At 72.2% G+C, this 14,762-nt stretch carries 13 protein-coding genes; 6 read left to right on the top strand and 7 right to left on the bottom strand.

Annotated features, from left to right (window positions below; all coding sequences use genetic code 11):
* The first annotated feature begins 82 nt into the window (after positions 1-82).
* A complete protein-coding gene (locus V5P93_RS28780; protein ID WP_104482457.1) occupies positions 83-382 on the top strand; it encodes a helix-turn-helix domain-containing protein in 300 nt (99 codons plus the stop codon).
* A gap of 221 nt (positions 383-603) precedes the next feature.
* Here V5P93_RS28780 and V5P93_RS28775 read toward each other — a convergent pair whose 3' ends face one another.
* From V5P93_RS28775 to V5P93_RS28755, 5 genes are all read right to left on the bottom strand, one after another.
* Entirely contained in the window at positions 604-1,194 is a 591-nt protein-coding gene (locus tag V5P93_RS28775; RefSeq protein ID WP_104482456.1) for a ClpP family protease, read from the bottom strand.
* Positions 1,191-1,817, bottom strand: a complete 627-nt coding sequence (locus V5P93_RS28770; RefSeq protein ID WP_104482455.1) for a ClpP family protease — start codon at positions 1,815-1,817, stop codon at positions 1,191-1,193. Before V5P93_RS28770 ends, V5P93_RS28775 begins: the two co-directional genes overlap by 4 nt.
* A gap of 111 nt (positions 1,818-1,928) precedes the next feature.
* A complete protein-coding gene (locus tag V5P93_RS28765) occupies positions 1,929-2,249 on the bottom strand; it encodes a DUF6355 family natural product biosynthesis protein (RefSeq protein ID WP_245931662.1) in 321 nt (106 codons plus the stop codon).
* Positions 2,250-2,669: 420 nt separating this feature from the next.
* A complete protein-coding gene (locus tag V5P93_RS28760) occupies positions 2,670-4,226 on the bottom strand; it encodes a M4 family metallopeptidase (RefSeq protein ID WP_104482454.1) in 1,557 nt (518 codons plus the stop codon).
* A gap of 471 nt (positions 4,227-4,697) precedes the next feature.
* Positions 4,698-5,312: a hypothetical protein gene (locus V5P93_RS28755; RefSeq protein ID WP_104482453.1), complete on the bottom strand. Its 615-nt coding sequence runs from the start codon at positions 5,310-5,312 to the stop codon at positions 4,698-4,700.
* Between the two features lie 182 nt (positions 5,313-5,494).
* On the opposite strand from V5P93_RS28755, the gene V5P93_RS28750 reads away from it, so the two are divergent.
* Positions 5,495-6,454 (top strand): ATP-binding cassette domain-containing protein, encoded by a 960-nt coding sequence (locus V5P93_RS28750; protein ID WP_104482452.1) that lies wholly within the window; start codon positions 5,495-5,497, stop codon positions 6,452-6,454.
* The gene (locus V5P93_RS28745; RefSeq protein WP_181043833.1) at positions 6,451-7,203 is read left to right on the top strand and encodes an ABC transporter permease; all 753 of its coding nucleotides are present in this window, start codon (positions 6,451-6,453) and stop codon (positions 7,201-7,203) included. Before V5P93_RS28750 ends, V5P93_RS28745 begins: the two co-directional genes overlap by 4 nt.
* Here V5P93_RS28745 and V5P93_RS28740 read toward each other — a convergent pair.
* Complete coding sequence (locus V5P93_RS28740) at positions 7,187-10,306, bottom strand: BTAD domain-containing putative transcriptional regulator (RefSeq protein WP_104482451.1); 3,120 nt, start codon at positions 10,304-10,306, stop codon at positions 7,187-7,189. The genes V5P93_RS28745 and V5P93_RS28740 overlap by 17 nt on opposite strands.
* A gap of 137 nt (positions 10,307-10,443) precedes the next feature.
* Here V5P93_RS28740 and V5P93_RS28735 point away from each other — a divergent pair, with 137 nt between their 5' ends.
* The 3 genes from V5P93_RS28735 to V5P93_RS28725 all read left to right on the top strand — a co-directional run bounded on the left by V5P93_RS28735 (position 10,444) and on the right by V5P93_RS28725 (position 13,821).
* Positions 10,444-11,643, top strand: coding sequence for a cytochrome P450 (locus tag V5P93_RS28735; protein WP_104482450.1), 1,200 nt, complete (start codon positions 10,444-10,446; stop codon positions 11,641-11,643).
* 325 nt (positions 11,644-11,968) lie between these two features.
* Positions 11,969-13,249, top strand: coding sequence for a cytochrome P450 (locus V5P93_RS28730; RefSeq protein ID WP_104482449.1), 1,281 nt, complete (start codon positions 11,969-11,971; stop codon positions 13,247-13,249).
* A 311-nt stretch (positions 13,250-13,560) separates the two neighbouring features.
* Positions 13,561-13,821 (top strand): hypothetical protein, encoded by a 261-nt coding sequence (locus tag V5P93_RS28725; protein ID WP_104482447.1) that lies wholly within the window; start codon positions 13,561-13,563, stop codon positions 13,819-13,821.
* Positions 13,822-14,075: 254 nt separating this feature from the next.
* On the opposite strand, the gene purN is transcribed toward V5P93_RS28725, so the two are convergent.
* Positions 14,076-14,690, bottom strand: a complete 615-nt coding sequence (gene purN / locus V5P93_RS28720) for a phosphoribosylglycinamide formyltransferase (protein ID WP_219824153.1) — start codon at positions 14,688-14,690, stop codon at positions 14,076-14,078.
* Positions 14,691-14,762 lie beyond the last annotated feature (72 nt).

Genomic DNA, 14,762 nt, shown 5'->3' with positions numbered 1-14,762 from the left:
GATGCTACACAAGCGGACCCGGTGTGTCCGCCCGCAGCGGAATCGCCACCCCCGGAGGCGCGCGCGGTGCCACGATGACGGTATGGCGGACATCCTCTACCTCCACCGCGCCCGCACCCCTGAACCCCTGTGGCGCGAGGCCCTGGGACGGCGGCTGCGCGCCACCCGGGAGGAACGGGGCGACCGCCTGGTCGACACCGCCGAACGGGCGGGCATCTCCCCCCAGTACCTCTCCGAGATCGAACGCGGTCGCAAGGAACCGTCCAGCGAGATGATCGCCGCGGTGACCGGCGCGCTCGGCGTCGACCTGGCCGACCTGCTCATCGGCGTCGCGGGCGAGATCCGCCAAGCACCCGCGGGCCCCGTGCTGCGGGCCGCCTGAGACCCGGCACAAGACCGACAACGCCCCCGGTTCGCACTCCCCGTTGGCCTGGTGCCCCGATTCGGTCGTCCCGCCAACCGGTTGGCAGGTGGCGGTGTCCACAATCGCGTGGCGGTTCCGGCGGGCGGCGCCCGCCCGCGCGGTCCGCTCGACGTCGCGGCCCGGACCGCGGCGGTGCGCGACGCGGTCCGGGGACACGAGTCGCACCGGCACGGGTCACCTCAGTCGCGGTGGTCGAGTACGCGGTCGGCCAGGCCGTAGGCGACGGCGCCCGCCGCGTCGAACACGCGGTCGCGGTCGGTGTCGTGCCGCAGGTCCGCGGTGGCCCGCCCGGTGTGCCGGGACAGGATCTCCTCCAGCTGCGTCCGCACCCGCACCACCTCGTCCGCCTGCAGGATGAGGTCCGGGATGGTGCCCCGCCCCTGAGCCGCAGGCTGGTGCAGCACGACCCGGGTGTGCGGCAGCACCGCCCGGCGACCGGCCGCGCCCGCCGCCAGCAGCACCGCCCCGGCCGCCACCGCCTGGCCGACGCAGGTCGTGGCGACCGGCGCCTTGATGTAGCGGATGGTGTCGTACAGCGCGAGCATCGCCGACGGGTCGCCGCCCTCGCAGTTGATGTACAGGTTGATCTCCAGCTCCGGGCTGTCCGCCTCCAGGTGCAGCAGCTGCGCGATCAGCGCGTTGGCCACGCCGGAGTCGATCCCGGTGCCGAGGTAGACGATCCGCTCGGCCAGCAGGTGCGAGTAGACGTCCATGATCCGCTCGCCGCCGGGGCCGCGGGTGATGACGTTGGGGATGGTGTAGGTGCTCACGCGGGGGCTCCCGGGGTCGAGTGCAGGCCGATGTCGTGGGCGCGCACGGGCATGACCTGGTCGAGGTCGGCCACCACGTGGTCGATGAAGCCGTACTCGCGGGCCTGCGCGGTGGTGAACCACCGGTCGTGCAGCGAGTCGGCGAAGATCCGGTCCACCGGCTGCCCGGTGTCCTCCGCGATGATCCCGAGCACGGTGTCACGGGTGTGCCGCAGGTCGTCCGCCTGCACCTCCACCTCGACCGCCGACCCGCCGATCCCCGCCGAACCCTGGTGCATCAGGATCCGCGCGTGCGGCAACGCGAACCGCTTCCCGCGCGTCCCCGCCGACAGCAGGAACTGCCCCGCGCTGCACGCCAACCCCAGCGCCACCGTGGCCACGTCGCACGGCACGAGCCGCATCACGTCCCGAATGGCCAACATGGACGGCACCGACCCACCCGGCGAGTGGATCCACAACGCGATGTCCTTCCTCGGGTCCTCGCCCGCCAGCGACAGCAGCTGGGTGGCCAGCACCGTCCCGTTGTCGTCGTCGAGCACACCGTCCAGCACCAGCACCCGCTGGTCGTAGAACCGCTCCCGCAGCCGGTGCCCGAACAGCGGCGGCCTGTCGTCGTTAGCCATGTCCCCACGATGCCGGGCGCACACCGGGATCCGCCCGCCACTCCGCCGTGAGCGGATCCGCTCTCAGCAGCGGCGGGCGGCCACACCGAGGTGGTGTGGCCGCCCACGGCGTCAGCAGAGGCCCGTGTAGTAGGCGTTGGTCGTCCGCCACGACAGCTGCCGCTTCTCCCAGGGAGAGAAGCAGGAACTGTCGTAGGTGTTGTCGTAGTAGGAGATGTGGACCCACACGTAGGTCGAACCGCAGTGCCGGTACCAGTAGGTGTACCCGGAGAGCCAGTTCCCGGCCCGCCAGTAGCCACACGGATCGTCCGCGACGGCAGCGGGCGCCGCCACAACGGGTGCCGGTGCCGCCTCGGCGGCACCGGACGTACCGGTCCCGGCCAGCATTCCCCCGGCGAGTACCGCGACGGCAGCCGCCGCCCGCGCGAACATGCGCACAGATTTCCCCTTCACGATGGATTGTTCGCCGAAGACCGACCACAACGCCCGGGGCGGAGGCGAATCCGCGCGGCCGAGCAGTCCGTTGTGGATGGTCGCCGCGCAACCCAGTGGCGCGACATCGCAGAGGATAACCGGGAATTTCGGCGGATTGCAATCGACTGCGCTGGATGCGGAACCCTTTTGTCCACGCGTGAAACCGGTTCTCCTGAGGTCTGGAATTCGGGTAGTAGGCACCCATTCGAACCCGACTACCCGCGGGAACGGCGGCTTCAAGCACGCCCGAATCCGGACCCCTCCGGGATGTTCCGAGTGGACAGCCGCCGCGGGCCGGTGTCCGGGAACGCGAACCGGGTGGGGTGGGACAATGTCCCACCCCACCCGGTTTCAGCTTTCAGCTGTCAGTGCGGCCCGTCAGGCGGGCGTGCAGCTGGTCGGCTCACCCGACTGCGCGGGCAGCGAGATCGCGTTCCAGGCGGCCTTGGTCTTGTTGTACAGGTTGCAGGTCTTGTCCAGGTTCTTGGCCGCGGTCAGGGTCGTGACCCGGTACTTCTTGTACGTCATGCCGCTGGTCTTGAGCAGCATGCCGCCGTAGAAGATCCGGCCCGCGTCCTTGATGCCGACGCCGGTCACCGTGGAGTTGTTGCAGGTGGGGCTGTTCGGCTTGCCGCCGCCGGGGGCGGAGCCCTCGGCGAGCAGGTAGAACCAGTGGTTGAGCGGGCCCGCGGCCTTGTGCACCTCGGTGTTGGGGATCGAGGAGCTGTAGCAGTTCGGGTCGTTGCTCACCAGCGACGGGTTGTACATGTTGCGGATCGGGCCGGAGCCGGTGAGGTTGACCGTCTCACCCACGGTGTAGTCCGGCTTGTCCTTGGGGTTGTTGGCGTAGGCCTCGGTCAGGGCGCCGAAGATGTCACCGGTGCCCTCACCCAGCCCGGCCTCGCGGGACGTGCCGCCCGGGGTGTTCTGGTCGAGGCCGTGGCCGTACTCGTGGCCGACGACGTCCATCGACGCGATCCACTTGTTGCCCTGGTTGTGGCCGATGGTGATGGTCGAGCCGTCCCAGTACGCGTTGAGCTGGTTCAGGCCGACCTTGCCCGGCCACGAGCGCCCGGAACCGTTGTGGCCGTTGCGGCCCATCCAGTCCTTGAGCATGTTCCACTCCTGCTGCGCCGCGTAGAGCAGGTCGCCGCAGCCGGTCTCCTTGCTCGAGGCGCTACCCGTGCCCCAGGAGTCCGTGGACTTGGTGAAGACACCGCCGTTGTAGTCCGAGCACTGCAGACCCGGGCGGGTGGTGTCGACCATGCGGTAGCTGCCGCTGGACCCGCTGGTGTTGATGGTGACGTTGCCGTTCCACTCGCTGTTGAGCGAGCCGTCGGCGGCGTCCTCGACCTTGTCCAGCACGGCGCCGGTGGTGGCGTCGACCCACACGGTCAGGTGGCTGGGGCCACCGTTCTTCTTCGTGCCGATCAGCAGGTGCTCCCACGCGAGCGCGGGCTTGTCCTCGGTGACCTTGACGACGAGCCTGCCGGTCTCGACCTTCGCGGTCGCGCCCTGCAGGCCCTTGGCGGTCGCCTCGGCGGCGGCCTTGCTCACCCGGGCGCCGGTGGACGGGACGGCCACCTTCGCCGAGGTGCCCGCGACGGTCGCCCGGACCTGGCCCTGGCCGTCGGCCAGCACGGTCGCGTCGCCGCCGACGACCGGGATCCCGCGCCAGGTGCGCTGGTAGCTGACCGAGTACAGGTCGTTGAGGTACGGCGTGACCATGCCCCGCTCGTAGACCTCGTCCGGCCCCTTGGCCAGCGCGTCCAGGCCGGCGACCGCGGCGCGGTCGGCGGCCGAGACCGCGAGGGCCTGGCGGTCGGGGGCCTGCTCCTGGCCCTGACTGGCGAACACCGGCGACGAGGTCAACGCGACCACACCGCTGGCCAGCACGGCGAGGGCTACCCCGGCCGTCATCGTTGTGCGCTTCATACATGCTCCTCATGGGCAGGGTTGCGCGCCCGGTGCCGCCCGCCGCCTCGTGGGCGACCCGCCCCCTACGGCCAGCTCACACTGGCGACGCAGAGGTGTACGCACGTCACCGAGCGCGACCAAGCATCGAGACGCGGCCGGTCGGCAGTCAACGGAATCCGTGGTGGGAATGGCTGTTTGTCAACATCAGGCAAGTCGGCGCAACGGCGCCACGGCCGTCGATTCCGCCGTAGTGCCAGGTAAATGCCCCGGACAACATGGTGCGGATTCCGGACTGGCGAAATCTGTTATGTAAGCGTACGAACGGGGTGCGGCCGGTGATATGCCACCAATCGGCCGGGAACGGTCGGCCGGAACGCGACAGGATGAGCGCCATTCACTTCGGCGACCCCGGCCGGTAACACGGCACTCGCGTCCGAGGTACGGGCAATTGATCCCATTCGGCGGATTCGTACAAATCCGACACGGAGACTACCGGATCCGACCGGAGTCGTGGAGATCGGATTCCCCGCGTGCCCTCCGGGTGTCTTCGAGCGGGGGCAGCCCCTGCGGGAATCCGCAACCCGTGGGCACCCCGACACCGGCGACGACCGCCTTGACAGCTTCTTGGACCACCTGCCGCCGACGCGGCGCGGTCGGCCCGCCCGCGCTCCGGGCCGTTGAACCGGAGGCGGGACACCAGGCGCGCGCCGCGCGGGGTCCGCCACTCGCCCAGCCGAGATAGCGGCGGTTGCCGTAGGCGGATACGGAAATCTCGGTCCGGTAGTGGCCGTCGCGCAGGATGGTCCGGTTTTCGACGCCGCCGATACCGTTGTGCCGCCGCCTGCTCTGAGTCGTCCCAACCGGGAATCGCCCCTCCGTGATCCCGTCGTGGACGGACCTGTGGGCGGAGGTGGCCGACTCGGCGCGATCGGCGAACATCGCCTGCCACTCGGCGACCGACTCGGTGACGCGCGACGCCAGGAATACGGCGATCCCGACCAGTGACGCGCAAACGATCCCGAGCGTCAGCGCGGTGGCGCGATTCGGTGACCAGGCCAATGGCGAGGGCGCGGCGATACCGGCGCGGAACCACAGCTTCCCCACCGCGCCGAACGGTTCGCGGAAACCGCTCCGGGGACGTTGTCGGACTTTGCCCTTCTTCCGGGCCCGCCGCCGCTCGTCCGACCACCCCGTTTACCGGCCGGTACCCACCGCGCACGGCTGTGTCAGGAGCCGTGTCAGCGCGAGGGCGGGGCCGTGTCAGCGTGGGCCGTGACAGTGCTCCCATGACGAGTTCAGCGATCACCGCCACGGGCCTGCGGAAGGCCTACGGGGACAAGGCCCGGGGGCACAAGACCGTGCTCGCCGGGGTCGACCTCGACGTCCGGGCGGGTTCGGTCTTCGCCCTCCTCGGCCCCAACGGCGCGGGCAAGACCACCACCGTGCACATCCTGACCACCCTCCTCGCCCCCGACGCCGGTTCGGCCCGCGTCGCCGGGTACGACACCGCGTCCGAGACCAGGGCCGTGCGGGCCGCGATCGGGGTCACCGGCCAGTTCGCCTCCGTCGACGACCTGCTCACCGGCGCGGAGAACCTCCGGCTGATGGCCGACCTGCACCACCTCGGCAAGCGCGAGGGCACGCGGGTCGTCGACGACCTGCTGGCGCGGTTCGACCTGGCGGAGTCGGCGGGCAAGCAGGCCGCGACCTACTCCGGCGGGATGCGCCGCAAGCTGGACCTGGCGATGACCCTGGTCGGCAGGCCGGAGATCATCTTCCTGGACGAGCCCACCACCGGTCTGGACCCGCGCAGCAGGCGGACCATGTGGGACATCGTCCGCGAGCTGGTCGCGGACGGCATGACGATCTTCCTCACCACCCAGTACCTGGAGGAGGCCGACCAGCTCGCCGACCGGGTCGCGGTGCTCGACCGGGGCCGCCTGGTCGCCGAGGGCACCCCCGGCGAACTCAAGCGCCAGGTCCCCGGCACGCACGTCCGCCTCCGCCTCGCCGACGCCGCCCGCCTCGACGCCGCCGCTCGGGTCCTCCCCGGCGCCACCCCGGACCCGGACGCGCTGACCCTCCGCGTGCCGAGCGACGGCGGCGTGAAATCCCTGCGGTCCCTGCTGGACCGCCTCGACGAGTACGCCGTCGAGGTCGAGGAGTTCTCCGTGCACACGCCGGACCTCGACGACGTCTTCCTCGCCATCACCGGACACCAGAGCACGGAGGCCCAGACCGCATGAGCGCCATCGCCGATTCCCTGACCATGCTGCGCCGCAACGCCAAGCACAGCCTGCGCGACCCGGTCGTGCTGTTCAACGCCATCCTGTTCCCCATCGTCATGATGTTCATGTTCGTCTACGTCCTCGGCGACGGCTTCGACGTCGGTGGTGGCGCCTACGTCGACTACGCCGCGCCGGGCATGGTCATGCTCGCCCTCTGCTACGGCATGGGCAGCACCGCGACCGCGGTGAACTCCGACATGACCAAGGGCATCATCAACCGCTTCCGGGTCATGAACATCTCCCGCGCCGCGGTGCTGACCGGACACGTGGTGTCCACTGTGGTCCGAACCGTGCTCGGCATGGCCGCGATCGTCGGCGTGGCCTTCGCCATGGGGTTCAGCCCGTCCGCGAACCTCGGCCAGTGGTTCGCCGCGGTCGGGATCCTGGTCCTGACGGTACTCGCGGTCACCTGGCTGACCATCGCGTTCGGGCTCGCCGCCAAGTCGCCGGAGTCGGCCGGGTTCTTCGCCGTGCCGCTGATCATGCTGCCGTTCTTCAGCAGCGCGATCATCCCGGCGGACAAGATGGGCCCGGGCATCCGGCAGTTCGCCGAGTACCAGCCCTTCACGCCGATCATCGAGACCGTGCGCGGTCTCTTCAACGGCACGCCGTCCACCGGGTCCACGCTCGCCGCGATCGGGTGGTGCGTCGGGATCGGCGTGGTCGGCTACGCCTGGGCGCTGGCCAAGTTCACCAAGCGAGGGTGACCGCCACCAGCTCCCGCCAGTCCGCCCCCGCCCGCGTCGCCTCGGTGAACCCCGCGTCACCGAGGCGACGCCGCGCTTCCCGCTCGATCCGCGCGACGTCCGGCTGGGACCGGTCCGGCAGGCCGCGCACCGCCGCGCTCGCCGCCAGCAACCGGGCCGCCTGCGCGTGCTCCCCTTGGCGCAGCGCCAGATCCGCGACGCCGACCAGCACCTGCGCGACCATCGGCGCCGCGGCCCGCGCCGCCACCGCCTCGACCGCCGCGGCCCGGTACGCGCGGGACGCGGCCAGGTCGGCGGCTAGGTAGCCGCGCTGGTCGTTGATCACCGCGCGCATCCCGGCCCGCTCCGCGTGCGCGCCGAGCATCGCGGTCGCGGCGTCCAGCTGCTCGCCCGCCCGCTCGGTGTCCCCGCGCCACCGCGCCAGCTCCGCGTCCACCAGCGCCAGCTCGACCAGCGCCTCCGGCCAGGCGACGCGGTCCGCCAGCCGCCGGGCCCGCGCCATCGCCTCGGCGGCGGCGTCCTCCTCGCCCGCCAACCAGCGCAGCTGGCCCCGACGCGGCAACATCCGCACCACGTCTTCCAGCGCCCCGACCTCGGTGGCGACGGCGATCGCGTCCGCGTAGTGCGCGCCGGCGCCCGCGAAGTCGCCGCGCGCGGCGATGCGGTCCGCCAACTCGGTGAGGGCGAACGAGATCCCCCACCGGTCGCCGATCGCGCGGAACTCGGCCAGCGCCGCCGCCAGGTGCTCGTCCACCTCCCGGCTCCCGTCGCCGAGCATCCCCCGCAGCTTGCCCAGGTTCAGCCGAGCCAGGGCGCGCACCCAGGGGTCCGCGTCGGACAGCAGCGGTTCGTAAGCGGGCAGGTACGCGTCCGGTGCCACGAGCATCCGCTCCAGCGGCTCGGCGAACCCCACCGCCGGGTGCAGCCCGCTCGGCACGCCCCGGCTCACCTCGTACGCCCGGTGGATCCACTCCGCCGCCTCGTACTGGTCGCTGCGCCCGGAGACCACGAACATCACGACGAACGCGTACACCACCGCCCGGACCTCGGCGGGCACCTCGCCCGGCACCGCGGTGGCCGCCATGACCAGCTCGTTGCCCTCGGCCTTGTGCCCGGCGAACCACCAGTACCAGCCCGCGGCCGCCGCCAGCCGCATCGCGCCGTCGGCCTCGCCCGCCGCGATCGCGCCGCGCATCGCCGCGCTGATGTTGTCGTGCTCGGCGGCCAACCCGGCGAGCCACTCCAGCTGCTCGGCGCGGCGCAGGTGCGGGTCCGCCGCCGCGGCGAGACCGGTGAAGTACGCCAGGTGCGCGCGCCGGGCCCGGTCCGCCTCGCCCGCCTCGGCGAGCCGCTGGGCGGCGTACTCCTTGATCACGCCGAGCATCCGCCAGCGCGGCGCGCCGTGGCCGCTCGCCACGAGCAGCGACTTCTCGGTGAGCGCGGTCAGCAGGTCGAGGGTGTCCGCGCCGCCGTGCACGTGCTCGGCGGCCTCCAGGCTCGCGCCGCCGGAGAACACCGAGAGCCCGCGCAGCAGCCGCCGCTCGTCGTCGGTGAGCAGCTCCCAGCTCCAGTCGACCACCGCGCGCAGCGTCCGGTGGCGGGGGAGCGCGGTGCGGCTGCCGCCGGTGAGCAGCCGGAACAGGTCGTCGAGCCGGGCGGCGAGCTGGTCGAGGGTCATGGTGCGCAGCCGGGCCGCGGCGAGCTCGATGGCCAGCGGCATGCCGTCCAGCGCCCGGCAGACGCGCGCCATGGTGGACAGGGTCCCCGCGTCCGAGCCCAGGTCCGTGCGCACCGCGGCGGCCCGGTCGCGCAGCAGCCGCACGGCGGGCGACGACCCGATCTCCTCGGCGGTGGCGGTCGGCGCGGGCAGGGCCAGGGGCGCGACCGGCCAGAGCGCCTCACCGGTGATGCCGAGCGGCTCCCGGCTGGTCGCGAGGATCCGCAGCCGCCCGCACTCGCCGAGCACCCGGTGCGCGAAGGCCGCCGCCGAGGCGATCACGTGCTCGCAGTTGTCCAGGACCAGCAGCGTCTCGCGGTCGCGGACCGCGGCGACGAACCGCTCCGTCGGCTCCGCGTCCGGCGCGCCGCCGAGCAGCGCGTCCCGGTGGCCGAGCGCGGCCAGCGTCGCCTGCGCGACCTTGTTCGCGTCCGGGTCGCCGTCGGCGCCGATGGCGGCGAGCTCGACGAGCCGGGCGCCGTCGGGCAGGTCGTCGAGGAGCGCGCGGGCGGTCTCGGTGGCGAGCCGGGTCTTGCCGCTGCCGCCCGGTCCGACGAGGGTGGTGAGGCGGTGCCCGGTGATCAGCGCGGAGACCGCGGCGACGTCGTCGTCCTTGCCGACGTAGCTGGTCAGCTCGGCGCGCAGGTTGGTCCGCCGGGGTTCCTCGCGCGGCCGCGCCAGTTCGCCGCGCAGCAGCGCGACGTGCAGGTCGGACAGCTCGGGCGACGGGTCGACGCCGAGCGTGTCGGCGAGGGCCTCCCGGGTGCGCTCGTAGACGAGCAGCGCCTCGGTGTCACGGCCGGTCGCGACGAGGGCCCGCATCAGCGCGGCGACCAGCCGCTCCCGCACCGGGTGGGCGGCCACCAGGTCGGTGAGTTCGGTGACCGCCTGCCCGCTGGCCGCCTCGGCGTCGAACCGGTCCTCCAACGCGGTCAGCCGCAGCGCCTCCAGCCGGGTGACCGCCGCGTCGAACGCGGCGCTCTCCTGGAGTCCGACGTCCTGCATCGGGGCGCCGCGCCAGAGCGCGAGCGCTTCGCGCAGTTGTCGCGGATCGCCGTCCTCCCGCGCTTGGCCGACGAGGCGTTCGAACCGCACGGCGTCGACGGCGTCGGGCGCGACCGTCAGCAGGTAGCCGTTCGGGTGTCCCTCGACGGACCCCGCCGGCAGCGCCTTGCGGAGCCGGGAAACCAGGCGTTGCAGGGCGTTCGCCGCCTCGGCCGGTGGCCGCTCGCCCCAGATCCAGTCGACCAGCGCCGTCTTCGGGACCACGCGCCCCGGTTCGAGCGCGAGGGCGACCAGCAGCGCCCGCAGCCGGGCGCCCGGCACGTCGACCGGGCGGCCGTCGTCCGCGCGCACCTCGAACGTCCCCAGCAGCCCGATCCGCACCCGGTGGATTTTGCCACGCCACCCCTGGCCGCTGACCTGCGGTGTTGTCCATGACGGGCGGTGTCCGGGTCGTGTCAGCCGGGTGTCAGCCCGATTCGCGAACGTGGTCGTCGACAGCCACCACGAGAGGAACCGCGATGAGCCCGCACGGCCTGCCCACCACCCGCGACGCCGGCCCGTTCGACCCGCCCCCCGCGATCACCCGGCTGCGCGAGTCCCGGCCGGTCAGCCCCCTGGTGTTCCCCGACGGCCACCGCGGCTGGCTGGTCACCGGCTACGACGCGGCCCGCCAGGTCCTGGCCGACACCCGGTTCAGCTCGCGGCTGGACCTCGACGTCGTGCACGTGCCGTACGAGACCCCCGGCATCCCCGCCGCCACCGAACCGTCCCCGCCGATGCCCGGCGTCTTCATCGCCATGGACCCGCCGGACCACACCCGGCTGCGCAAGCGGTTGACCGGAGCCTTCACCGTCCGGCGGATGAGGGTGCTGGAGGAACGCGTCGCCGAGATCACCGAGCGGCAGCTGGACCACCTGGCGGGTCTGGCCCCGCCGGTCGACCTGGTCGCCGAGTTCGCGCTGCCGGTGCCGTCCCTGGTGATCTGCGAGCTGCTCGGCGTCCCGTACGCCGACCGGGAGACCTTCCAGGCCAACTCGGCCAAGTTCCTGGTCCGGGACCAGGACCTGGCGGAGAAGATGGCCGCGCTGGGCGCGCTGACCGGCTACCTCGCCGAGCTGGTGATCCGCAAGCGGGCGGAGCCCGAGGACGACATCCTGTCCGACCTGGCGGCCCACGAGGACCTGACCGTCGAGGAGCTGACCGGCGTCGCGTTCCTGCTGCTGCTCGCCGGCCACGAGACCACCGCCAACATGCTCGCCCTGGGCACCTTCGCGTTGCTCGAACACCCCGACCAGCTCGCCGAGCTGCGGGCCGACCCGGAGCTGGTGCCCAACGCCGTCGAGGAACTCCTGCGCTACCTCGCCATCGCCGACATCTTCTACCGCTACGCCACCGAGGACCTGGAGCTGGCGGGGGAGACGATCCCCAAGGGCTCCACCGTCGTGCTGTCCCTGCTCGCCGCCAACCACGACCCCGAGCGCTTCGACGGCGGCCTCGACATCCACCGCAAGGCCCGCGGGCACCTCTCCTTCGGCCACGGCGTCCACCAGTGCCTGGGGCAGCAGCTGGCCCGCGTCGAACTGCGCACCGGCTTCCAAGCCTTGCTCCGCCGGTTCCCCACGCTGCGCCTCGCCATCCCCGCCGAGGACGTGCGGCTGCGCGCCGACATGAACATCTACGGCGTCCACGAACTCCCGGTCACGTGGACGGCCGACTGAGGCCGCGGCGTTGAGCACCTGGTCACCGCCTAATCGGAGACCGCTATCGCCGCGGTCTCCGAAGGCGGTGTCCGAGGCGCCGCGCGGGTGCGGTCCGGTGTGGCCTCCCCGCCACCGGTCACGCTCGTGTTCAAGCAGTTCAGCACGGTGGGGGAATGGTCTCGGGCGGCGTGGCGGACCGGGGCCCGAGCACCGGTCGGCGATCCTAGGTCATCCCCCGACCAACACGGCGTTTGGTGACCTGGGTCTCATTGGGCGATTTCGGGCACCCGTGGCTACGGTCTGCCGCGACCGCGGTCCACTCGACGCCTCCCCGGGGGAGACCATGTCCGTACCGGACGCCGAGACCAGCCAGCCCGATTCGACCACTGTGGACAGTCCAAGCGGAGCGCAGTGCCCGGTGCGGCTGGACGAGCAGTTCTTCCAAGACCCCTACGCCACCTACACGGCGCTGCGCGAAGCGGGCCGGATCCAGCGGGTGAGCCTGCCCCAGGGCACGCACGCGTGGATGGTCACCCACTACGCCGACGTGCGCACCGCGCTCGCCGAGACCCACCTGAGCAACGACGTCGGCGCGGGCCGTGAGGCGTTCGAGCGCAACCGCGACCCCGACAAGCCGCCGGTGAAGTGGGACCCGGCGCTGTCGTCGCACATGCTCAACTCCGACCCGCCCGCCCACACCCGGCTGCGCAAGCTGGTGGTCAAGGCGTTCACCGCGCGCGGCATCACCCACATGCGCCCCCGCACCGAGGGCATCGCCGCGGCCCTCCTCGACGACCTGGCCCAGCGCGCCGCCGACGGCGACGGCACGGTCGACCTGATCGGCGACTTCGCGTTCCCCCTGCCGATCACGGTGATCTGCGAGCTGCTGGGCGTGCCCGACACCGACCGGGAGGCGTTCCGGGACTGGGGTTCGACGATCCTGTCCGCGAGCCCGCCGGACGTGATCGCCGAGGCGCGGAGCAACATGGGCCAGTACATGGCGAGCCTGGTCGCGGCCAAGCGCGCGGAGCCCGCCGAGGACCTGGTGACGTCGCTGATCGAGGCGAGCGAGGACGGCGACCGGCTCAACGACCGCGAACTGGTGTCGATGGTGTTCCTGCTGCTGCTCGCGGGCCACGAGACCACGGTCAACCTGATCGCCAGCGGCATGCTCGCGCTCATGCAGGCCCCCGACCAGCTGGCGAAGCTGGCCGCCGACCCGAGTCTCATGCCCCGCGCCATCGAGGAGTTCCTGCGCCTCGAGTCGCCGGTCAACGTGCCGACCGTGCGGCACACCACGGCCCCGATCGAACTGGCCGGGGTCACCATCGAGGCGGGCGACCTGGTGCTGGCGCCGCTGTGCGCCGCCAACCGCGACCCGGGCAAGTTCCCCGACCCCGACCAGCTCGACGTCACCCGCGACACCGCGGGCCACATCGCCTTCGGCCACGGCGTCCACTACTGCGTAGGCGCCCCCTTGGCCCGCATGGAAGGCGAAGTCGCCCTACGCGCCCTCCTGACCCGCTTCCCGGACATCACCCTCGCGGTAGACCCCAGCGACCTCCGCTGGGCCCACAGCACCACCATCCGCGGCCTCAAGTCCCTCCCGGTCCGCCTGTCCTGACTGTCTTGAACCGGGCCCGCGCATCCACCGGATGCGCGGGCCTTTTGTCTACTCAGGACTCATCCCGATCGCCCTGACCGCAGCCGCCTCGACCGCCGTGACATCCGGGTCGCCACCACCCGAGCCCCACCCTCGGCCACCGCGGCCAACAACGCCCCAGACAACACCGACGACTCCACCACGAAGCTAACCCGACCAACGGCGAACCCCCTCGCCGCGTCGACCATCGCGACCTCGGCCCGCGCGCTCACCGGCCCCACCCGCGATGTGGAAGTCCGCGCCGAACCGAAGGCTCCCGCCCTCGCCCACGAATGCCGACGACAGGGAAGGCGACGACAACCGAGATCCTCGAAGGGCGCCGCGACCGCGACTCCGGTGCGGTCTCGGTCCTCGGTGCAGACCTGGCCTGGCGCGGTCGCGCCGGCATCGTGCTGCGGGAGTCCGGGGACCACGCCGACCTGACCGTCCAGGAGGTCCTGCGGCACTTCTCGACCTACCACCCTGATTCGCGCGACCCGGACGAGGTGATCGACGCCGTCGGGCTCGGCGGTCGGGAACGCGCCCTGACCTAGCTCACCGGGCGGCTGGTGACCCGCATGCGCGCCCCGCGCCGGACCGCCTGATCGCACGCGAGATCGCGGTCCTCGCCCTGGTGCGCGCGGCTCGACCAACTCGCGGATCGCCCGCGGCCCGGGAATCGGCGAGGCCACGGTGAAACCCACCTCGTGCGGGTCTTCACCAAGCTCGGGGTCGACGACCGCACCGTGGCGCGGGAACGCCGGATCCTGCGCGACCCCGGCAGGTGAACACGGTCGGCCGCCGAAGCTCAGTCCCCTCGGGCGATGCGCGCGACGACCTCCGGCAGCAGCCGGTGCTCGGCCGCCAACACCCGCGCCGCCAGGCTCTCGGCGGTGTCGTCGGGCAGCACCGGCACCTCCTGCCGCGCGATCACCGGCCCCGTGTCGTACTCGGCCGTCACGTGGTGGACGGACGGCCCGGTGACCTGGTCCCCGGACGCGAGCACCGCCTCGTGGACGGCCATCCCGTACATCCCCTGCCCCCCGTGGCGCGGCAGCAGGGAAGGGTGCACGTTGATGATCCGCCCCTCGTACGCCGCCAACGTCCGCGGCCCGACCTTCTTCATGTACCCGGCCGTCACCACCAACCCGACCCCGCGATCCGTCAACTCCCCCAACAGAACCGCGTCCAACTCGTCCACCGAGCCGTGCGTGCGCGACGACAAGTGCCTGCTCGGGATTCCCCGCTCGCGCGCGTAGGCGAGCGCCTGGGAACCGCTGTTGTTGCTGACCGCGAAGGAAACCGCGAACCCGGCCCCGGGCACCAGCGACGCCTCGTGGAGCGCCCGAAAGTTGGATCCCCCGTGGGACACCAGAACAGCCACACCGAGTTGCGCCACGACCATGCCTCTCCAGATACCCATCCGACCGCCGTCAAGGTACCAAGGCCGGTCCCGCGCGATCGCCGGCTCAGGAGTTCAGCGCCACCAACGCGA

It is taken from the genome of Actinokineospora auranticolor, from assembly GCF_041897805.1.
Taxonomy (GTDB): domain Bacteria; phylum Actinomycetota; class Actinomycetes; order Mycobacteriales; family Pseudonocardiaceae; genus Actinokineospora; species Actinokineospora auranticolor.
This window is presented reverse-complemented; position numbering and strand designations above follow the sequence as displayed.